The 20936-nt window shown below is 68.4% G+C and carries 19 protein-coding genes and 1 pseudogene; 13 read left to right on the forward strand and 7 right to left on the reverse strand.

Annotated features, from left to right (window positions below; genetic code table 11):
* The 3 genes and pseudogenes from HX774_RS12100 to HX774_RS12110 form a co-directional block, all read right to left on the reverse strand.
* A pseudogene (locus HX774_RS12100) lies at positions 1 to 288 on the reverse strand (hypothetical protein); the annotation flags it as partial.
* 68 nt (positions 289 to 356) lie between these two features.
* Positions 357 to 1247, reverse strand: coding sequence for an alpha/beta hydrolase (locus tag HX774_RS12105; RefSeq protein WP_178827158.1), 891 nt, complete (start codon positions 1245 to 1247; stop codon positions 357 to 359).
* 2 nt (positions 1248 to 1249) lie between these two features.
* Positions 1250 to 1744, reverse strand: coding sequence for a Fur family transcriptional regulator (locus tag HX774_RS12110; RefSeq protein ID WP_178827101.1), 495 nt, complete (start codon positions 1742 to 1744; stop codon positions 1250 to 1252).
* 158 nt (positions 1745 to 1902) lie between these two features.
* On the opposite strand from HX774_RS12110, the gene HX774_RS12115 reads away from it, so the two are divergent.
* Positions 1903 to 2697 carry a SapC family protein gene (locus HX774_RS12115; protein WP_114817498.1) on the forward strand — a complete coding sequence of 265 codons (795 nt, stop codon included), beginning with the start codon at positions 1903 to 1905 and terminating at the stop codon, positions 2695 to 2697.
* Positions 2698 to 2800: 103 nt separating this feature from the next.
* Here HX774_RS12115 and HX774_RS12120 read toward each other — a convergent pair whose 3' ends face one another.
* Complete coding sequence (locus HX774_RS12120; protein WP_114817497.1) at positions 2801 to 3208, reverse strand: acyl dehydratase; 408 nt, start codon at positions 3206 to 3208, stop codon at positions 2801 to 2803.
* Positions 3209 to 3221: 13 nt separating this feature from the next.
* Positions 3222 to 4244: an NADP-dependent oxidoreductase gene (locus HX774_RS12125; protein ID WP_178827103.1), complete on the reverse strand. Its 1023-nt coding sequence runs from the start codon at positions 4242 to 4244 to the stop codon at positions 3222 to 3224.
* A gap of 314 nt (positions 4245 to 4558) precedes the next feature.
* Between HX774_RS12125 and HX774_RS12130 the strand changes: the two genes are divergently transcribed.
* The gene (locus HX774_RS12130; RefSeq protein WP_178827099.1) at positions 4559 to 4852 is read left to right on the forward strand and encodes a hypothetical protein; all 294 of its coding nucleotides are present in this window, start codon (positions 4559 to 4561) and stop codon (positions 4850 to 4852) included.
* Between the two features lie 62 nt (positions 4853 to 4914).
* Here the strand turns inward: HX774_RS12130 and HX774_RS12135 are convergent, their stop codons facing one another.
* A complete protein-coding gene (locus tag HX774_RS12135) occupies positions 4915 to 5709 on the reverse strand; it encodes a response regulator (protein ID WP_178827105.1) in 795 nt (264 codons plus the stop codon).
* A gap of 195 nt (positions 5710 to 5904) precedes the next feature.
* On the opposite strand from HX774_RS12135, the gene HX774_RS12140 reads away from it, so the two are divergent.
* The 11 genes from HX774_RS12140 to HX774_RS12190 all read left to right on the forward strand — a co-directional run bounded on the left by HX774_RS12140 (position 5905) and on the right by HX774_RS12190 (position 19174).
* Positions 5905 to 6111 carry a NepR family anti-sigma factor gene (locus HX774_RS12140; RefSeq protein ID WP_178827106.1) on the forward strand — a complete coding sequence of 69 codons (207 nt, stop codon included), beginning with the start codon at positions 5905 to 5907 and terminating at the stop codon, positions 6109 to 6111.
* On the forward strand, positions 6108 to 6716 hold the full coding sequence (locus tag HX774_RS12145; protein WP_114818496.1) for a sigma-70 family RNA polymerase sigma factor: 609 nt from the start codon (positions 6108 to 6110) through the stop codon (positions 6714 to 6716). The genes HX774_RS12140 and HX774_RS12145 overlap by 4 nt, the downstream gene beginning before the upstream one ends.
* Before the next feature lie 3 nt (positions 6717 to 6719).
* Positions 6720 to 8459, forward strand: a complete 1740-nt coding sequence (locus HX774_RS12150) for a sensor histidine kinase (RefSeq protein ID WP_218650405.1) — start codon at positions 6720 to 6722, stop codon at positions 8457 to 8459.
* A gap of 90 nt (positions 8460 to 8549) precedes the next feature.
* Positions 8550 to 8687 carry an entericidin A/B family lipoprotein gene (locus HX774_RS12155; RefSeq protein ID WP_178827108.1) on the forward strand — a complete coding sequence of 46 codons (138 nt, stop codon included), beginning with the start codon at positions 8550 to 8552 and terminating at the stop codon, positions 8685 to 8687.
* A gap of 141 nt (positions 8688 to 8828) precedes the next feature.
* The gene (ald, locus tag HX774_RS12160) at positions 8829 to 9947 is read left to right on the forward strand and encodes an alanine dehydrogenase (RefSeq protein WP_178827110.1); all 1119 of its coding nucleotides are present in this window, start codon (positions 8829 to 8831) and stop codon (positions 9945 to 9947) included.
* Between the two features lie 59 nt (positions 9948 to 10006).
* Positions 10007 to 11062 carry a GTPase ObgE gene (gene obgE, locus HX774_RS12165; protein WP_178827112.1) on the forward strand — a complete coding sequence of 352 codons (1056 nt, stop codon included), beginning with the start codon at positions 10007 to 10009 and terminating at the stop codon, positions 11060 to 11062.
* A 215-nt stretch (positions 11063 to 11277) separates the two neighbouring features.
* Positions 11278 to 14193, forward strand: coding sequence for a DNA polymerase I (gene polA, locus HX774_RS12170; RefSeq protein ID WP_178827114.1), 2916 nt, complete (start codon positions 11278 to 11280; stop codon positions 14191 to 14193).
* Positions 14194 to 14326: 133 nt separating this feature from the next.
* On the forward strand, positions 14327 to 17047 hold the full coding sequence (locus HX774_RS12175; protein WP_178827116.1) for a TonB-dependent receptor domain-containing protein: 2721 nt from the start codon (positions 14327 to 14329) through the stop codon (positions 17045 to 17047).
* Positions 17048 to 17130: 83 nt separating this feature from the next.
* Positions 17131 to 17439, forward strand: a complete 309-nt coding sequence (locus HX774_RS12180; protein WP_114818489.1) for a GNAT family N-acetyltransferase — start codon at positions 17131 to 17133, stop codon at positions 17437 to 17439.
* A gap of 37 nt (positions 17440 to 17476) precedes the next feature.
* Entirely contained in the window at positions 17477 to 18706 is a 1230-nt protein-coding gene (locus HX774_RS12185) for an NAD(P)/FAD-dependent oxidoreductase (protein WP_178827118.1), read from the forward strand.
* A gap of 135 nt (positions 18707 to 18841) precedes the next feature.
* Entirely contained in the window at positions 18842 to 19174 is a 333-nt protein-coding gene (locus tag HX774_RS12190) for a zf-TFIIB domain-containing protein (RefSeq protein WP_178827120.1), read from the forward strand.
* Positions 19175 to 19201: 27 nt separating this feature from the next.
* On the opposite strand, the gene HX774_RS12195 is transcribed toward HX774_RS12190, so the two are convergent.
* Positions 19202 to 20914 carry a hypothetical protein gene (locus HX774_RS12195; protein ID WP_178827162.1) on the reverse strand — a complete coding sequence of 571 codons (1713 nt, stop codon included), beginning with the start codon at positions 20912 to 20914 and terminating at the stop codon, positions 19202 to 19204.
* Positions 20915 to 20936 lie beyond the last annotated feature (22 nt).

Below are 20936 nucleotides of genomic sequence, written 5' to 3' on the forward strand. Positions count from 1 at the left end.
GTCGAAGATGGAGCCCCACAGCGAGGGTCGAGCGGCCTGAGGCGGTTTGACCGGAAGGGGCGCGGGGACCGGGGGCGCGGGCGGCAGGGCCGGATAGGTCATGGCCTCCGCCGTCGGCGCGGGCGCTTCCGACGCCTCTGGAAGCGGCGGCGCGGGTTCAGTCAGGCGCTGATCGGCGGCGGTCCACAGGATAGCCACGCCGAGCGCCAACAGCAAAAGGCCGATCCCCGCGCCGATGGCCGAGCCCAGCAGGATGCGGTTCAGATCATTGGCGGCGGGCGAACTCATGAGGCCCTAGGCCTAACATCGAACCGATGGACCGAGCCACCCCGCGAGCCGCCGTCGGCGATCACACCTCAGACAGCGGCGTCGAACAGGGCGTCGCGGGCGATGTCGGGTTTCAGCATGGGGAAGAAATGCGTTCCCCCGGCCACGGTCTCGACCGCCACATGGGACAGACCTCTCGGCGCGGCGGACACGGCGCAGGTGGTGCCGGTCTCGGCCTTCAGGATGCGCACGGGCCGCCCCAGCCGCTTCATCGCGCCCCAGGGATCATTGGCCTGGGCGCCGTAGTTGGATGCCTCCCACGTGGGCGCGCAGGTCAGGACCAGCCCCTGATCGGTCTCGATCAGGCCGTCGGACAGATAGTCGGCCAGCACCATGTCCGGCCAGCCCTGGAAGGCGCCGCGTCCGCGATAGGCGTTCAGCGCCTGCTCGCGACTGTCGAACAGGGCGCGGCGCTTCAACGCCCCGCGCACCATAGGATTGTTCGCCGCCACCCGTCCGACCACAGGCAGGTTCAGGGCGAAGGCCATGGGGCGGGGCCAGACGACGGGGTCCATCATCACCAGACCGGACACCCGCTCGGGCCGTTCGGCGGCGGCCAGAAGGGCGCTGGCGCCGCCGAGCGAATGGCCCGCCATCACAACGGGCGGCCCGTCGATCGCGTCGAGCAAGGCCGCCAGATCATCACGATGATCGCCCCAGCAGCGCCGTCCCTCGACCACCGCCGGCAGACGGCTCCGGCCGTGACCGCGCAGGTCGGGGGCCCAGATGCGCAGCGACCCGCCCAGCGGCTGCAGCAGGGTGCGATAGGTGGCGGCGTTGAAGCCGTTGGCGTGGACAAAGACCAGGTCGACCGGGCGCTTGGGATCGCCGAAGTCCAGCACGGCCATGTCGCCGTCGCCCCAGCGGTTGCGAATGGGAACGGTCAGGCGACGCGGCGGCGACAGGGCGGCGGCGTCCATCGTCAGGCCGCGATACGACAGGCCGGGCAACGGCCGTGCCCTTCGATGGTGGTGCGTTCGATGGCGTAGCCGGCGGCGTGGGCGGCCTCGGCGAAGGCGTCGCCGCCCGCCACGGCGACCTCTTCGGTCGCGCCGCAGCAGTCGCAGATCAGGAAGGCCGCGGCGTGGGCCGGGGCGTCCCCGGCGGCGGCGGTGCAGGCGACATAGGCGCTGATGGAGGCGATGCGGTGGACCACGCCCCGACGCTCAAGGAACTCCAGGGCGCGATAGACGGTCGGCGGCTTGGCGGCCTGGCCGTCCAGACCGTAGCGCGCGATCAGGTCATAGGCCTTGACCGGCTCGCCCGCCGCCAGCAGCAGTTCCAGCACGCGGCGGCGCGGGGCCGTCATGCGCTCGCCCTCGGCGGCGCAGCGCGCCTCGACCGAGACAATGGCCTGCTCGACCTCGGCGGGACCGGGTCGGCTGTCGGAATGATCGTGATCGCAAGCAAGGCCCATGCCTCACAGCTAAGGGCTCCGCCGCCGCACTGCAACCGGGTGCGCCGCCGCACGCCCCGCCGTCGCGGCCCCGCGTTCGTCGAACCAACGCGTTTGCGGCGCGTCCGACCATAGGCTAGAAGGCTCGACCTTTCTGTTCAGAGCCGATCCGACAAATCATGACCGACACCACGACCCAATCGTCCGGCCCGCTGTCCGGCACCGTCCTTTTCTACACCCAGCCGGAGCCGCTGTCGGCCGACGTGCACGGCAAGCTGGGCGTGACGCCCGCTGACAAGCCCTACGCCTTCGTCGCCCAGACCAACATCGTGCCGCTGACCGTGACCGAGTTCGCGCCCGCCGCCCTGTCCTACCCGGTCATCTTCGTCGGTGATCAGAAGCAGCCGGTCGCGGCCATGGGTCTGCGCCAGGGCGAGAACCTGTTCATCGAAGCCAACGGCGACGTGCGCCCCGAGGCCTACCTGCCGGCCTATGTGCGCCGCTATCCCTTCGTCTTCGCCAACGACGACGTCGAAAAGCGCATGATCCTGTGCATCGACCGCGCCGCCCCCTTCGTCAGCGAAGGCGGTGAAACCCCGCTGTTCGAGAACGGCCAGCCCAGCGCCTACGTCAACAATGCGATGGAGTTCTGCAACAACTTCGAGCAGGAGCGCCTGCGCACCGAATCCTTCGTCAAGCTGCTGACGGATCTGGACCTGTTTGAAACGCGTGAAGCCAACTTCACCCCGCGCAACGCCGACGGCTCGGCCGGCCAAGTGCAGAAGCTGGCCGAATACTACGCCGTCTCGGAAGACAAGCTGAAGGCCCTGCCGGTCGAGAAGCTGGCCGAACTGCGCGACAACGGCGCCCTGGGCCAGATCTACGCCCACCTGGTGTCGCTGCTGGGCTGGGATCGTCTGATCGCCATGGCCTTCGCCCGCGCCGCCGCGACGCCGGTTGCGGCGAACGCCTAAATTTTTAGGGGCCTACCGCGCTTGCGCGCTACTTGAGGCCCGGTTGAAGCCAAAGATGAAAAGCCCCGCTGGCGACAGCGGGGCTTTTTTCTTGGGCCGTGTTTTAGCGCCGAGCGACCAGGGCGCGGGTCAGGCAGGAAAAGACCAGCCGACCGGCCTCGTCCAGCAGGTCCTGCTGGGCGATGACGATGCCCTTTTCGTCGCCGACCGGGTCCTTGCCCATGATGGTCAGCCGGCCGCGCAGCAGTTCGCCCGGCGGCGGATTGCGCAGGAAGCGCAGGCCGTCGATGGCCAGGGTCTTGGTCCCGGCCCAATGACCGGACTTTTCCGCCGAGAGCCGACTCCACAGGGCGTAGACCAGGGCGTCGGGCGCGCCGTAGGCCACGTCCCAGCCCGGGGCGAAGCGTTCGGCGAAGACGTCCAGCGCCCCGGCGTCCACGGCGCAGGCGCCCAGGGGGATGACCTGACCGACCTCGAGATCCTCGAAATGGACGTGCAGCGGCTCGGTCATCCCGTCAGGCTCCTCAGGCGGCGGGCTCTTCCGAGACCCGGACCAGCAGCTTGCCGTCATGGTCGCCGGTGAACAAGCGGTTCAAGGATGTGACCGCCCCTTCCAGGCCGTCGTCGACATGGACCTTCCACTTGATCCGGCCGTCGGCCAGCCAGGGGCCCATCTCCTCGACCATCTCACGGGCGCGCGGGGCGTAGTCCAGGACCAGGAAGCCCTGGACGTTCAGGCGATGGGTGATGATGCGGCTGAAGTTCGGCGAGGGCGGCATGCGCGTGGCGTTGTAGGATGAGATCAGGCCGCAGACGGCCATGCGGGCATGGACGTTCAGCCGGTTCCACACCGCGATCATGATGTCGCCGCCGACGTTCTCGAAATTCAGGTCGACGCCGTTGGGGGCCAGACGGTCCAGGGCCTCGCCGACGTCCTCGTTCTTGTAGTCGATGGCGGCGTCGAAGCCGAGCTCCTCGGTCAGCCAGCGGCATTTATCAGGTCCGCCGGCGATGCCGATGACATGGGCGCCGCGCTGCTTGGCCACCTGTCCGGCAATGGAGCCGACCGCCCCCGCCGCCGCCGAGATCACCAAGGTCTCGCCCGCCTTGGCTTTCAGCACGTCGGTGACGCCGAAATAGGCGGTCAGGCCGGTCATCCCCAGCACCGACAGATTGGCGGTCAGCGGCAGGCCGGCCGCGCGATGCACCGGACGCAGACCCTGTTCATGCACCACGGCATAGTCGGCCCAGCCGCCCGACAGCGGCGTGACGATGTCGCCTTCCTTGAAGCGTTCGGACTTCGACTGCTCGACCACGCCCAGGGTCAGGCCGCGCATGACCTCGCCCAGACCGACGGGCGGCAGATAGCCCTGGCTGTCGTTCATCCAGGTGCGGTTGGTTGGGTCCAGCGACAGGTAGATGGTGCGAACCAGGACCTCGGAATCCTTGAGGTCCGGCACCGGCGTTTCGATCAGCTCAAGGTCGCCGTCCTCGATCAGGCCCTGCGGCCTCTGACGAAGAACCCACTGACGATTGCGAAGGCTCATGGCGCGTCTCCAATGCGTTTTCTTTGAGAACTCATAGTGGCGGATGCACAGCCCCTGTCGAGAGGCTTCCAAAGAAAAAGCGGACCGTTTCGGGTCCGCTTGAGGTGGCATCATCGAGAATGAGGAGCGGAGGCGACGGACCGGCGAGCCGGTCAAGTCGGGGGGGCTTTGTCGCCTCCGCACTGGCATAACGACAGCGCCCGATTTGGGTTCCATCAGCGATGGAGCGGCCCGCCCGCCGGAACGACGGCGCCTTGCGCCGCGTTGCTAAGCCATTAGGCCGAACAACCGAACGGGCCGCCACGGAGACCGCGATGACCCATCAGGACCCCCATTCCCATTCCGCCGACGCTGTCGAACACCATGCGCCGATCGAAGCCCAGTATGTCCGTCAGGGCCGTGGCGGGGTGCGTATTCTGTGGCTGCTGATCGTCTCCGCCGGGGCGGCAGCGGTCCTGCTGCTGGGCATGTGGCTGCTGAGCAATAGCGGCTTCCAGACGGTCAATGCCGACGCCGGAGGCACCCGCGAGGATTCCGCCGCCTTTGACGCCCCCAGCGCGGCGCCTACCCCTGCCCCTGCGGCGACCGCCAACCCGCCCGCGATCTAGGCCAGACGAAAAAGGCCCCGACAGCGAACTGTCGGGGCCGATAAGTCGTCAGCGCAGAAGGATCAGGCGGCCTGTTTCTGACGCGACGGGTGGAAGAACAGCGCCTGGCTGATCGCCGCCTTCACCGTTTCCGGCTGGAAGGGCTTGGTGATCAGGAAGGTCGGCTCTGGCCGTTCACCCGTGAGAAGACGCTCGGGGAAGGCGGTGATGAAGATGACCGGCACGTCGAAGCGTTTCAGGATGTCCTTGACCGCGTCGATGCCCGACGAACCGTCGGCCAGCTGGATGTCGGCCAGGACCAGACCCGGACGGTGCCTGGTCACGGCGTCCACCGCCTCGTCATGCGTAGTGGCGGTGCCGGTGACCTTATGACCCAGTTCCCGCACCAGGCTTTCGATATCGGCCGAGATGATGGCTTCGTCCTCGATGATCAGGACGTCGGTGGCCAGTTCGGCGTCGATGTCGGTCTGAGCCTCGGCGATCAGGCGTTCGACCGTGCGCGGGTCAACGCCCAGGATCTGCGCCGCTTCCGAAGGCGTAAAGCCTTCCAGGGCGGTCAGCAGGAAGGCCTGGCGCGAGCGCGGCGCAATCCGCATCAGGCGGCGCGCGGCGTCGTCGCCCGCTTCCAGATCGCTGACGTCCTCCAGCTGGGCTCCGGTCGATGACCAGATAGTGTGGAAGACATGATAGAGCGCCACCCGCGGCGTCATCTCGGTGGGCAGCTGCCGCTCGCCGGCGGCCAGCGCCTCCAGCGCCACGCGCACATAGTTGTCGCCCGTGATCTGATCGCCGGTCAGCGCGCGCGCATAGCGGCGGACATAGGGCAGATGCGGCGCCAGTCTGGCCAGTAGACTCATACAAATTCCCCGACAGTCGGCGTCCCCGATCTGAGGACGCGCCAGTCCGTCAAAACGCCCATAGCGCGCAAGGGTTCCACGCACGAAACACAAGCTTGAGCATAAAAACGCAGAGGCCTAGGAACTCTTGGGGTGAAGCGGCGTTTTCGGCTTCTATGAACGACTTCTCTAGGCTTGGGTGGCGGCCGGAACTCCATGATCAACACTAAGGAAGCCAACCCGCGTCCTGACGCGCCAGCGTCCCGGGACCAGGGTCTGGAAGAGGTGCGCCTGCGCCAGCAGGCCATCGGCGTGAAGCTGCGCCATATGTTCGACCAGGTGGTGAACGAGCCCGTTCCCGACGAATTCCTGGACATCCTGCGGCGGGCCGACGAGCGGTCGTCGACCAAGGAGGGCCAGTGAGCAGCACCGGCGCCCCGCCTAAACCGCCCTCCGCCGACGACGATGGTTTCAAGAAGGAACTGGTGACGCTCATCCCTCATCTGCGCGCCTTCGCCCGGACCCTGACCGGCGACCCCACGGCTGCCGACGACCTGGCGCAAGAAGCCATGATGAAGGCCTGGGACGCCCGGGCCAGCTATCAGATGGGCACGAACATGAAGGCCTGGACCTTCATGATCCTGCGCAACCAGTTCTATTCGGAGAAGCGCCGCTCGTGGCGTCAGACCCAGCTGGATCAGGAAGCCGCCGAGCGGACCCTGGTGGCGGTCGACGATCCTGAGGCGCCCGTCGCCCTGGACGAACTGCGTCAGGCCCTGAAGACCCTGCCCGAGGAACAGCGCGAAGCCCTGATCCTGGTCGGCGCCGGGGGCTTCGCCTACGAGGAAGCCGCTGAAATCTGCCAGTGCGCCGTCGGCACGGTGAAGAGCCGCGTGTCGCGCGCCCGCAAGGCCCTGGCGGCCACGCTGGAGCGCGGCGGCTATGGCCGCGACGGCAAGGCGGCCGGCGACGCCATGCGCTCCATCCTGGCCGACGCCGACCGCCTGAGCGGCGCCAGGCAAAGCTGAGGCATGCTGCGGTTCGGCCGCCCATGGGCGCGCAAGCTCGGCCGTCCCAGCGTTCAGGGCATCCGCTTCCGCATGGGGCTGGCCATGGCGGCCGCCCTGCTGCCGATCCTGGTGCTCAGCGGCGTCCAGACCCAGGCCGAATTCCGTCGCCAGGCCGATGACCGTCGCATCGACCTGCAACTGGCCGCCGAACGCAGCGCCACCGAGGCCAAGGCGCGGATCGACAGCACGGTCGTCCTGTTGCAGGCCCTGGCCCCGGAGGCTGCAGGCTTCTACTGCGAACCGCGCCTGACGGCCCTGGTGTCGCGGCTGGACGGCCTGTCGGCCCTGCAGCGCTACAGCGCGACCGGGGAGCCCGTCTGCGCGTCCCGCAGCAGCGACAGCGAGCGACCTTCCGCCGAGGTGCGCAGCCAGGACTGGTATCAGCGGCTGAGGAACGGCGAGGACGTGGTCATGGTCCGCGCCCCCGATGCGCCGGGATCGCTGATCGTCGCCGTTCGTTCGGAACGTCCGCTGGGCGCGTTTCAGGGCGCGATCGCGGCGGTGATCCCGCTGACGGCCCTGCAGCCCGATATTCAGGACCCCGCCCTGCCGACCGGCTCCCAGGCCGCCCTGACCGACGCCGACGGCCGCGTCCTGGTCGCGACCGACCCGTCGACCTTCGCCATCGTCGATGACAAGGGCGCGACCTGGACCCGACGCGCCCAACAGGGCCAAGCCGCCCTGTTCGAGGCGCGGGACGCCAGGGGGCGCAGGCATGTCTACGCCGGCACCAATCTGGCCGGGCGCGATCTGTTCGTCCTGCTGGCGGCGCCGACCTCGGGCCTGCTGTCGTGGGCGCGGCTGAACCCGATCGGCACCTTCCTGCTGCCGCTGGCGGCCTGGCTGGTGGCCTTCCTGGCCGTCATGCTGCTGTCCGAGCGGATCGTCATTCGGTGGCTGGTCTATCTGGAGCGGGTGGCCTCCATCTATGCGAAGGGGCGCTTCTCGGTGCGGCCGGTTCAGGCTGAACACGCGCCCGCCGAGATCCGCACCCTGGCCCGCACCTTGGGCGCGCTGGGCGAAACCATCACGACCCGCGACAAGGCCCTGCTGGACTCGCTGGACGAGAAGGACGCGCTGATGCGCGAGATCCACCACCGGGTGAAGAACAATCTGCAGATCATCTCGTCCCTGCTGTCGATGCAGCAGCGGGCGGTGACGGACCCGGCGGCGCGCTCGGCGCTGGGCGACACGCGCCAGCGGATCACGGCCCTGGCCCTGATCTATCGCACCCTCTACCAGAGCGAGGACATCCGCGAGGCGGACTCGCGCACCTTCCTGACCGAACTGGTGGGGCAGCTGATCGCGGGCGAGGCCATGCGCGGCCCGCTGGTCACGAGTTCGGTCGAGGCCGACGCCCTGATCATCGATCCTGACCGACTGGCCCCCGTGGCCCTGTGGCTGGTCGAGGCCGTCTCCAACGCCCAGAAGCACGCCTTCGCCGGGCGCGGCGGCGACCTGAAGGTCCGCTTCAAGGTCGCGGGCGACACCAGCGTGCTGGAGGTCCAGGACGACGGGCCGGGCATGGGCGACCGCGACTCCACGGGCGTGGGCCGCACCTTGATGAGCGCCTTCGCCAAACAGCTGCGCGGCCAGGCCGAAATGCTCGAGGCGCCGGGCGGCGGCTCCATCGCCCGCCTGACCTTCCCGACGCCCGAAGCGCCCCAGGCCGGCCATTCCACGCCCCCTTCCCGCGCCTGACCATCGACAGCTTGGCAGGAACCAGCGGGGCGCCGTGGCGTTAGGTCGGTCGAGGGCGCCGACTGCGCCCACCCTTTACAGGAACCGACCATGCGCAAACTGTTCGTACTCGCCGCCGCCGCCGCTCTTCTGACCACCGCCGCCTGCAACACCGTCGCCGGCGCCGGCAAGGACACCCAGGCCGCCGGCCGGGCTGTTGAAGACGCCGCCAAGGACGTCAAGAACTAGAATCATGCCGAACCCTCGCCGCCCACCGGGCTGCGAGGGTTTTTTATGTCCGGATTTCATCAGTTTCGTCTGGCGACATCCCCGGCACAGGTTTAGCGTCCGCCCGCCCGCCACAGAGCGGACGGATCAGGAACCAGACCCATGCGCGTCGGCGTACCCCGCGAAATCAAGACCAACGAACATCGCGTAGGCCTGACCCCGACCGCTGCGCGCGAATATGTCGCCCATGGCCATGAAGTCCGTATCGAGACCGGCGCCGGGCTGGGCGCGGGCTTTACCGACGCCGACTACGTCAAGGCGGGCGCGACCATCGTCGCCGACGCCGAAACCGTCTTCAACGACAGCGACATGATCGTGAAGGTCAAGGAGCCGCAACCCGTCGAATGGGCGAGGCTGCGCGAGGACCATATCCTCTTCACCTATCTGCATCTGGCGCCCGATCCCGAGCAGACCAAGGGCCTGCTGGCCTCGAAATGCGCCGCCATCGCCTATGAGACGGTGACCGACAGGAACGGCGGTCTGCCCCTGCTGGCGCCCATGTCCGAGGTGGCCGGACGCATCGCCGTCTTCTCCGCCGCCGAAACCCTGTTGAAGCACAACGGCGGCATGGGCCTGCTGTTCTGCGGCGTGCCGGGCGTGGCCCCTGCGCGGGTGCTGGTGCTGGGCGGCGGGGTCGTGGGGATGAACGCCGCGCGCATGGCCATGGGCCTGGGCGCCGAGGTGGTGGTGCTGGAGCGGTCCATCCCCCGGATGCGCGAGATCGACGAACTGACCGGCGGGCGGGTCATCACCCGCTATTCCTCCATCGGCGCCATCGAGGAAGAACTGGTCAAGGCCGACGTGGTGATCGGGGCGGTGCTGGTCCCCGGCGCCGAGGCCCCGACCCTGGTCCGCCGCGACCAGCTGAAATCCATGAAGCCCGGCAGCGTCCTGATCGACGTGGCCATCGACCAGGGCGGCTGCTTCCAGACCTCGAAGCCCACGACCCACGAAGATCCGACCTATGTCGTCGACGGCGTGGTCCACTACTGCGTCGCCAACATGCCCGGCGCCGCGCCGCGCACCAGTTCCGAGGCCCTGACAAACGCCACCCTGCCCTTCGGCCTGGCCCTGGCGGACAAGGGTCTGGCGGCCCTGAAGCAGGACCCGCATCTGGCGCGCGGTCTGAACGTGCTGAAGGGCGAGATCACCTATCCCGCCGTGGCCGAGGCCCTTGGCCTGCCGTGGAGCGATCCCTTCGGCGTCTGGGCGCGGGGGTAGAATCACGCGCGGCCTTCACTGGCCTGTAAATCGCCGCTCTCTTCGGTCATAAGGCGCCCATGAAGTTCCTCGACCAGGCCAAGATCTACATTCGCTCGGGCGCCGGCGGCGCCGGCGCCGTCTCGTTCCGACGTGAAAAGTTCATCCCTAACGGCGGCCCGGACGGCGGCGACGGCGGCAAGGGCGGCGACGTCTGGGTCGAGGCCGCTGACGGCCTGAACACCCTGATCGACTTCCGCTATCAGCAGCATTTCAAGGCCCAGACCGGCCACCACGGCCAGGGTCGCCAGATGCACGGCGGCAAGGGCGAGGACGTGGTCCTGCGCGTGCCCGTCGGCACCCAGGTGCTGGACGAGGACAAGGAAACCGTCCTGCTCGACATGGACAAGCCGGGCCTGAAGGTGAAGCTGCTGTCCGGCGGCAACGGCGGCTGGGGCAATACTCGCTTCAAGGGCCCGACCAATCAGGCGCCGGCCTACGCCAACCCCGGCCAGGAGTTCCAGGAGCGCTGGATCTGGCTGCGGCTCAAGCTTATCGCCGACATCGGCCTGGCCGGTCTGCCCAACGCCGGAAAGTCGACCTTCCTGGCGGCGGTTTCCGCGGCCAAGCCCAAGGTGGCGGACTATCCCTTCACCACCCTGACGCCCAACCTGGGCGTGGTGGACCTGAGCCCGTCGGAACGCTTCGTCATCGCCGACATCCCCGGCCTGATCGAGGGCGCGCACGAGGGCGCAGGCCTGGGCACCCGCTTCCTGGGTCACGTCGAGCGTTCGGCCAGCCTGATCCACCTGATCGACGGCACGCAGGAAGACGTGGCCGAGGCCTACCGCATCATTCGCGGCGAGCTGGACGCCTACGGCGAAGGCCTGGCCGACAAGGTCGAGCTGCTGGCCCTGAACAAGATCGACGCCCTGTCGCCCGAGGAACGCGAGGAAAAGGTCGCCGCGCTGAAGGAAGCCTCGGGCAAGACGCCCTTCCTGGTGTCGGGCGTGTCGGGCGAAGGCGTGACCGAGCTGTTGCGCGCCGCCTGGGCCGAGGTCCGCCAGACCCGCGGCGAGATCGTCGTCGAAGGCGACGACGTCGTTCCCGAGACGCCGGGCGGCTGGGCGCCCTAGGGCGACGTCTCTTTCCTCCCCATTTCATGGGGAGGTGGCGCGGACGCACGGCGTCCGTGACGGAGGGGGCGACGCCGCCGTCAGCCCTTTTCGGCGCCTGAAGAATCAGCCGTCGCGCCGCCCCCTCCACCGCTACGCGGTCCCCCTCCCCACACAGTGGGGAGGAAAGCGGAAGCACAGATGACGCGACGGTCGCCGCCCCCTATGTTCGCGTCATGACCGACGCGCCCATCGACTCCGCCGCCCGCCTCCTCACCCAGGACGGACCGCCGCCCCGGCTGTGGCTGATCGACGCCTCGGCCTATATCTTCCGCGCCTATCACGCCCTGCCGCCGCTGACGCGCAAGTCCGACGGCCTGCCCGTCGGGGCGGTGCAGGGCTACTGCAACATGTTGTGGAAGCTGATCCGCGACATGAAGGTCGAAGACGGCCCGACCCATCTGGTCGCCGTCTTCGACCATTCGGAAAAGACCTTCCGCAACACCCTCTACGATCAGTACAAGGCCCACCGTCCGCCGGCGCCCGAGGATCTGGTGCCGCAGTTCCCCCTGGTGCGCGAGGCGACCGCCGCCTTCGGCGTCCACGGCGTCGAACTGGCCGGCTATGAGGCCGACGACCTGATCGCCACCTATGCCTGCAAGGTCCGCGACATGGGCGGCGAGGCGGTGATCGTCAGCTCCGACAAGGACCTGATGCAGCTGATCGGGAACGGCGTCGTCATGTACGACCCGATGAAGGACAAGCGGCTGGACGAAGAGGCCGTGTTCGAGAAGTTCGGCGTCACCCCGGACAAGGTGGTCGAGGTCCAGGCCCTGATCGGCGACAGCGTCGATAACGTCCCCGGCGCCCCCGGCATCGGGCCGAAGACGGCGGCCCAGTTGATCCACGAATACGGCGACCTCGACACGCTTCTGGCCCGCGCGGGTGAGATCAAGCAGCCCAAGCGCCGCGAGACCCTGATCGCCTTCGCCGACCAGATCCGCCTGTCGAGAGAGCTGGTGACCCTGACCTGCGACGCCCCGGCGCCCGAGCCGGTCGACGACTTCCTGATCCGCGATCCCGACCCGGCGGTGCTGTCGGAGTTTCTGGAGCGGATGGAGTTCCGTTCGCTGCTGCGCCGCGTCGGCGACGGCAAGGCCCCGCAAAAGGAGGGCTCGGCCTTCGCCCGTCAGCCCAGCGCCCCGGTCGCCACGCCGCGCTATGGTCAGACCGAGGTCGCGACGCCCGACGCGGTCCACGACTTCGACCGCGACAAGTACGAGTGCGTGCAGACGCTGGAGGATCTGGACCGCTGGATCGCCCGCGCCCGCGCCGCCGGGGTCATCGGCTTCGACACCGAGACCGACGCCCTGTCGGCCACCCACGCCGGTCTGTGCGGCATCTCCTTGGCCGTCGGCCCGAACGAGGCCTGCTACATCCCCCTGACCCATGACCATGAGCCGAGCGGCGACGCGGCGCTGGGCGGCGGCTTCGACTTCGGTCTGGAACCGGCCCAGGGCGAGGTTCGCGAGCCGCTGACCCAGATCGACAAGCCCACCGCCCTGGAACGGCTCAAGACCCTGCTGGAAGACCCGGCGGTTCTGAAGGTCGGCCAGAATATCAAATACGACCTCGCCGTCATGGCCCGGCGCGGCATCCGCGTGGCCCCGATCGAGGACACCATGCTGATCAGCTACGTGCTGGAAGGCGGGCTGCACGGCCACGGCATGGACGAACTGGCGCGGCTGCACCTCGGCCACGAGACCATCCCGTTCAAGAGCGTGGCGGGCGCGGGCAAGAGCCAGAAGAGTTTCAAGCACGTCGAGCTGAAGCCGGCGACCTGCTACGCCGCCGAGGACGCGGACGTGACCCTGCGGCTCTACAGGCTGCTGAAACCGCGTCTGGCGACCGAGCGCCTGACCACCGTCTATGAGACGCTGGAACGGGGCATGCCCGCCGTCCTGGCCGACATGGAGCTGAACGGGGTGCGGGTCGATCCCGACCGTCTGCGCTCCCTGTCCTCGACCTTCGGCCAGCGCATGGCCGAGCTGGAGGAGCAGGCGCACAAGCTGGCGGGCCGGCCCTTCAACGTCGGCAGCCCGCGCCAGATCGGCGAAATCCTGTTTGGCGAGATGAACCTGCCCGGCGGCAAGAAGACCGCCAGCGGCCAGTGGGGCACCGAGGCCAGCGTGCTGGAAGAACTGGCCCTGACGCACGACCTGCCGCGCGCCATCCTCGACTGGCGCCAGCTGTCGAAGCTCAAGGGCACCTACACCGACGCCCTGGTCGCGGCCTCGGACCCGACGACGCACCGGGTGCATACCTCCTATCAGCTGGCGGCGGCGACGACGGGGCGTCTGGCCTCGTCCGATCCTAACCTGCAGAACATCCCCATCCGCACCGAGACCGGCCGTCTGATCCGTCAGGCCTTCATCGCTTCGCCGGGCCATGTGCTGATCAGCGCCGACTACAGCCAGATCGAGCTGCGCCTCTTGGCCCATATCGGCGATATCCCCGAGTTGAAGCGCGCCTTCAAGGCGGGGCTCGACATTCACGCCGCCACCGCGTCGGAGATGTTCGGCGTGCCGGTCGAGGGCATGCCGTCCGAGACGCGCCGCCGGGCCAAGGCGATCAACTTCGGCATCGTCTACGGCATCTCGGCCTTCGGTCTGGCGGCTCAGCTGGGCATCGATCAGGGCGAGGCCGGGGCCTATATCAAGACCTATTTCGAGCGCTTCCCCGGCATCCGCGCCTACATGGACAAGACCAAGACCCAGGTGAAGGCTGACGGCTTCGTCACCACCGTCTTCGGTCGCCGCATCCACATCCCGGCCATCCATTCCAAGTCGGGCGCCGAGCGTCAGTTCGGCGAACGCGCCGCCATCAACGCCCCGATCCAGGGCGCTGCCGCCGACATCATCCGCCGCGCCATGATCCGCATGCCCGCCGCCCTGGCCGAGGCCGGGCTGAAGACCCGCATGCTGCTGCAGGTCCACGATGAACTGATCTTCGAAGCCCCCGAGGCCGAGGCCGAGCGCGCCCTGGTCGTGGTGCGCAAGATCATGGAAGGCGCCGCCGACCCCGCCGTGGCCCTCAGCGTGCCTCTGGTGGTCGAGGCCAAGGCCGCCGCCAACTGGGACGAGGCGCACTGATCCAGCGTTGAGCGTTTCTCTCTGATCGCTGCAAACTTCTAAAAGAAACGCGCAGCGATCACGGCTGTTCGGGGTGAAAATTTTGCCTAAACCTTGACCACTTGGAACATCCCTCCAAGAACAAGGTTCAGTTGTGAAAAAGAGTCTGCTGCGGCTGTCGGTCGCCGCTATCGCCCTGACGGCGGCCGTCCCCGCCTTCGCCCAATCCGCCCCGGCGCCGGTCGAGGCGCCCGAACCCGAGGCCGTCGCCACGGTCGACGAGGTGGTCGTCACCGGCTCGCGCATCCGCCGCGTCGATCTGGAGGGCGTCGCCCCCGTCTCGGTCCTGACCGGCGAGGCCATCGACACGCGCGGCTTCCGCAGCGTCTTCGACGCCTTGAGCCAAGCGACCCAGAACACCGGCTCGGTCCAGGGCGAGGACTTTGGCGCCACCTTCACCCCGGCGGCCAACGTCATCTCGCTGCGCGGCCTCGGCCCCAACCACACCCTGGTGCTGCTGAACGGGCGGCGGGTGGCGGAGTATCCGTCGGCCTACAACGGCTCGGTCAATGCGGTGAACCTGGCCAACCTGCCCAACGCCGTGGTCGACCGGATCGAGGTCCTGACCGGGGGCGCCGGCGCCATCTATGGTTCGGACGCCATCGCCGGGGTGGTCAACATCAAGCTGAAGCAGAAGACCGACGGCTTCGACGCCTCGCTGCGCTATGGCGGGACGGAACAGGGCGGCGGCGAGAACTGGCGCGCCCAGTTGTCGGGCGGGCGCAGCTGGGACCGTCTGGATGTGGTCGGCAGCCTGGAATACAGCCGGCGCGAGGCCATCTTCTGGGGCGACCGCGAGATCAGCCAATCCTTCACCCGCTACGCCGAGCCGGGCGCAGTCCCGCCGGCCCTGTTCTCGAACCGCAACCCGATCACCCGCGCCTATTATGACCCGCCCGCCGGCCTGTGCGAGGGCCTGGGCGCCTTGCAGGGCGGCACGGTCGAGCGCGTGGTCGCGGCCAGCGGCGGTTCCTACTGCGGCAGCGACGCCTTCTACAGCACCCGCACGATCCAGACGCAGAAGGAGTCGGGCAACGCCTATCTGGGCCTGACCTATCGCCTGAACGATGATGCGGAACTGTTCGGCGAGTTCTTGTACGGCAAGACCCAGGTCGACAACGTCGTGCGCTCGCTGAGCTGGAACAAGACCTTCTGGAACGACACGGCCGGACGGCTGGAGACCTGGAACCGGGTGCTGACGCCCGAGGAGACGGGCGGCGCCTTCGGCGTCGGCAATCGCTACGACGAGGAGAACTGGAACGCCGTCCTGGGCGTGCGCGGCCACATTGGCGACTGGCGCTATGAGGCCGCCTTCAACCGCTCGGAATACGTCAGCGATCAGAGCCGCGTGCGGCTGCTGACCGGGATCGACGCCTTCTTCCTGGGCGCCCAGCAGGGGACGCGCGACGTCGCCGGCACGACCCAGCCGGTCTATGCGCCGACCGCCAACCGCCTCTACACGCCGCTGACCTCCGGTGAGTTCGGCGCGGTGGCCGATCGCTTCACCGACCACAACACCTCCTGGCTGCAGGACTTCACCCTCTCGGTGGACGGCGACCTGTGGCAGCTTCCGGCTGGCCCCTTGCAAGCCGCCGCCGTGGTCGAGATCGGCGAGCAGGGCTACAAGAACCAGCCCGACGCGCGCCTGAACAACGGCGTCGCCTGGAACACCAGCGGCTCCCAGCCCTCGGGCGGCGAGCGCAAGCGTCAGGCGGCGGGTCTGGAACTGCGCGTGCCGATCCTGGACCAGCTGACCGCCACCGTCGCCGGCCGCTACGACCGCTACGAATACCGCGGCGAGTCGGTGGACAGCCCGACCTACAGCCTGGGCCTGCAGTACCGTCCGATCCCCAGCCTGATGCTGCGCTCCAGCTATTCGACCAGCTTCCGCGCCCCGGACATGAACTACATCTTCGCCACCGAGACGCGCGGCTACTATCCCGGCGTGACGGACTATTATCAGTGCCGTCTGGAGGGGCAGGACTATTCCAGCTGCGACATCCAGTACAACATGGACTTCACGCGCGGCGGCAACGCCGAGCTGCAGCCGGAGAAGGGCAAGTCCTTCACCGCCGGCTTCGTCTGGACACCCAGCAAGGCCTTCGACCTCCAGTTCGACTATTATGATCTGGAGATCAGTCAGCAGGTCACGTCGCTGAGCGAGGACATCATCCTGCGCACCGAGGCCGACTGCCGCATCGGCCACACGCCCAGCGGCGGGACGGTCGATCCGACCTCGGCCCTGTGCCTGAACTATGTCGGGCGGGTGGCGCGCAATCCGGGCGATGCGGCCATCAATCCGAACCAGGTGACCCGCATCACGGTCAACCCGATCAATGCGGCCAGCGAGACAACGCGCGGCTTCGACGCCACCGTCAACGCCCGCCACGACTTCGAGCGTTACGGACGGCTGAGCGGCAGCCTGACCTACACCAAGGTTCTGGAGCACGAATACCAGCAGTTCGAGGGTGATCCGACCTTCGACTATCTGCGCGACCTGTCGCGTCAGTCGGACTGGCGTGACCGCATGTCGGGCAGCGTCACCTGGGACGTCGGGCCATGGACGACGACCCTTTACGGCGTCCGCTACGGGACCATTCCAACCAATGACTATGCCTCGGAGCGCGATCCCTACGCCGTGTTCAACGCCAGCGTTCGTTATCGCGTCAACGACAAGGCCTCGGTCTCGGTGATCATGAACAACATCGCCGACCGCTATCCCGAGGACCGCACCGGCGGCTGGCCGAACTATTCGATCGGCTGGTACGACATCTACGGCCGTCAGACCTGGGTCCAGCTGGACTACAGCTTCTGATGGGACGGGAGGGGGCGGCGACGTCCCCTCCCCTTTTCCCGACGACACGGCTAGGCTTTGGTTTGCAGCAGCAGGAGCGGACCATGAGCCTCGACCCCGAGATCCACGACAACGCCGAGGCCCGGCGCTACGAGCTGACCGTGGAAGGTGAAACCGCCGTGGTCATCTATAACCCCGTCGCGGGCGGCCTGCTGATCACCGAGACCATCGTGCCGATCCCGCTGGAGGGACGCGGCATCGCCAGCCGGATGGCGAAACACGTCCTGGCCGATCTGAAGGCGCGCGGCCTGGTCATCCTGCCGACCTGCCCCTTCTTCGCCGGTTATCTGAAGAAGCACCCGGAATACGCCGAGCTGGTGCATCCGTCGTATCGCGCCGCGCTCGGTCTCTAAGGTCGCCTCAGGCGGCTGCGCCTGCTAGGGCGGGACGATGAAGAACGAGACCCTCGACGTCCTGATCGTCGGCGCCGGCGCGGCCGGCATGATGTGCGCCATCGAGGCGGGCAAGCGCGGCCGCCGCGTGCGAGTGATTGATCACGCCCGCGCGCCGGGCGAGAAGATCCGCATCTCGGGCGGCGGACGCTGCAACTTCACCAATCTGGGGACCAGCGGGGCGAACTTCCTGAGCGAGAACCCCCGCTTCGCCCTGTCGGCGCTGAAGCGGTTCACCCAGCACGACTTCCTGAAAATGGTCGAGCGCCACGGCATCGCCTGGCACGAGAAGACCCTGGGCCAGCTGTTCTGCGACGACAGCGCCAAGCAGATCATCCGTATGCTGACGGACGAGATGAAGGCGGCGGGCGTGACCCTGTCCCTGGGCCTGGGCGTGACCGCGATCAGCCGCAGCGGCGACCGTTTCGAGGTCGCGCTGGACGACGGAACCCGCGTTTCGGCCGCCTCGCTGGTCGTGGCCACCGGCGGCAAGTCCATCCCCAAGATGGGCGCGACCGGCTGGGGCTATGAGGTGGCGCGCCAGTTCGGCCTGCGGCTGACCGAGACGCGGCCCGCGCTTGTTCCCCTCACCTTCGAGCCGACCCTGCTGGAGCAACTGGCGCCGCTGGCGGGCGTGGCCGTGGACGCCATCGTCAAAACCGCCCCGAACCCGGCCTCAAGCAGCCCGAAGGGCGATAGGCCCAAAGAAGCCAGTTTCACCGAAGCGATGCTGTTCACCCACCGCGGCCTGTCCGGCCCGTCCATCCTGCAGATCAGCTCCTATTGGCGCGAAGGCGAGGCCATCACCGTCAACTTGGCGCCGAGCGAAGACGTCGCCGCCCGGATGCTGGCGGCCAAGACCGAAAACGGCAAGCAGGCGGTGCACACCGCGCTCGGCCACATCATTCCCCGCCGTCTGGCCGAGGTCATCTGCGCCCGCGAGGGTCTGGCCGGCAAGCTGGCCGAGGTCGGCGACAAGAAGCTGCGAGCCATGGCCGAGACGGTCAACGCCTGGACGGTCAAGCCGGTCGGGTCGGAGGGCTATCGCACCGCCGAGGTGACGCTGGGCGGGGTCGACACCGCCGCGCTGGACCAGCAGACGATGGAGGCCAAAACCGTCCCCGGCCTCTTCTTCATCGGCGAAGTGGTCGACGTCACCGGCTGGCTGGGCGGCTATAATTTCCAATGGGCCTGGTCGTCGGGCTGGGCGGCCGGGCAGAGCTGCTAGGAAAATCACCTGCGGCGTCTGCGCAGGTTGTGAGGCGGGCGGGTGATCCCTAGCTTCATTCCCAGCGGGACGGGCCCCTCTGGCGGCGCGAAAGCGGCGTGATGTCGGACCGCATTTTTCGACTCTGAGGACCCCATGCCCCTATTGATGTGCCCCAACGACAACGCCGCCATGCAGACGCTGGACCGCAACGGCGTCCAGTTCGACATGTGCCCGACCTGCCGCGGCGTCTGGCTGGATCGCGGCGAACTGGAAAAGCTGATGGCGAGCGCCGCCGAGGAGGGCCGCGCCGCCGCGCCGCAGCCGACCTATCAGCAACCCATGCAGCAGCCCCATCAGCAGCCATGGGGCGGCGGCCAGCCTCAGGCTTATCGCGAGCCGCCGCGCTACAAGGACGACGACCGTCACCGCGACGGCGGCTACTACAAAAAGAAAAAGCGGATGGACATCTTCGACATCTTCGACTGATCGGCGCCGCGGCCTGGGCGGCCAAACTCAGGCCGCGAGGCCGACCGCCTGCATCAGGGGCCTCAGCGTCTGCAACGCTTCGGGCGCCGCGCCCAGGGCGGCGCGGACCTCGGGCGAGCGGAACAGCTTGATCGCCTCGGCCTTGGCCCGGTCGGCCACCGGGCCGGTGGGGCCGGTCTCGCCCGCCGCAAGCCGCAGGAGGGCCGCCAGCTTCTGCGGCGCAGGGGCCGGGGCGCGGACGATCTGGGCGGTCAGCTTGGCGTCGGCCTCGACCGATCCGCCGACCAGGCCCAGGGCCGTGACGATGGCGTCGCGGTCCCGGTCCGACAGGGCGGCCTTGCCGACCGCGCGCTGCAGGCCGCTCAGCGCCATCAGCTTCTGGCCCGTGGTCTGGTTCAGGGTCCGCATCTCGGTCTCGAAGCGCAGTGAGGTGACACAGGCGTCCAGCCAGCGCGCCGCCGAGCGCTTGTTGGCCCCGCCGGTGACGTTTTCGCACAGCCGCGCCAGCCGCTCGGCCTCACGCAGCGCCGTGGGACAGCCGCGCACATAGGCGGCGACGAAGTCGGCGGTGACCAGGCTCTTGGAGCGCTCGCTGAAGGCGGTCTGCACCTCTTCCAGCGTCAGCAAGCGGCCCGCCGTGGCGGTCAGGGTCATGGCCAGGGCGCGCAGGATGTCGATCTCGCCCTCAGCGTCGCCGGGACGCAGACGACGCTGGCTCATCAGTTCGCGCACCACCATCCGCGCCAGCGAGGCCGCCAGCAGAGGGAACTCGCCCGCCGCCAGCCGCTCGCCCAGACGCGCCGGCCCGCCCTCGACTGGGGGGACCAGAACGGCCAGCTTCGGATCGCGCGCGATCAGGGCGGCGATCTCACGCGGGGCGACCATGCGCACCACGGCCGCCAGGCTGGAGCCCTGATCCAGGGCCGGGCCGACGATCTGGGCCAGACTGGCGCGCGAGGCGAACAGTTCGCACAGGATCTGTTCGACCGGCACGAAGACCAGGGCCCGCGGCGGCCCCTCGGACGGGGCCCGGTCGCACAGGTCCATCAGCCGATCCAGACGCGCCCGCGCGCCCTTCAACCCTTTCAAGGCCCCGGCGACGACGCCGCCCATGATGAAGGCGCGGTCCGACGATCCGCTCAGCCGATGCGCCACGTCGGCGACCGAGCGTTCGGCCAGACCGGGAAACTCGCCGCGTCGTCCCGCCCGCAACAGCCGTTCGATCGCCTGTTCGGAGAGGCGTTGGTAATGGCGCACCAGATCATGCACCACCTGACCCGTGGCCTGGGCCTCCGGCACGGCGACCTTCTGGATGGCGTGCTGAAGTTCGACGCCCGAGGCCTCGAGCCGCTCAGCCAGATCGGGACGATGCAGCAGTTCGAAGGTCGTCGCCCCCTGACGGGTCAGCCAGTCCTCCAGCACCCGACCGATCAGGTCGCGGGCGTGGGGGGTATAGAGGTCCTGCACGCCGCGACAGCCCGGCCCGGTCCGGTCGTCCTGGATCTTGGCCTTGCGCTTCACCTCGGGCGCGCCGCGCGTCAGGACGGTGACGCTGGCGAACTCCATAGTGTCGGGGTCCAGGGTCTCCTTGGTCACACGCACGGCGCAGGCCTGACCGTCGCGCAGCAGGTCCTCGGCGGTCTCGACCGCCAGCTTGCGGTCCTCGGTCGCCATCGACAGCGACCAGGACGACGGCGGCGTCTTGCGGACATAGATTTCGTAGTGAACCGGACCGGCCATGGCGTCTTTCACGCGGAACTGG

Origin of the sequence: Brevundimonas sp. P7753, from assembly GCF_013386595.1 — a bacterium.
Classification (GTDB): Bacteria; Pseudomonadota; Alphaproteobacteria; order Caulobacterales; family Caulobacteraceae; genus Brevundimonas; species Brevundimonas bullata.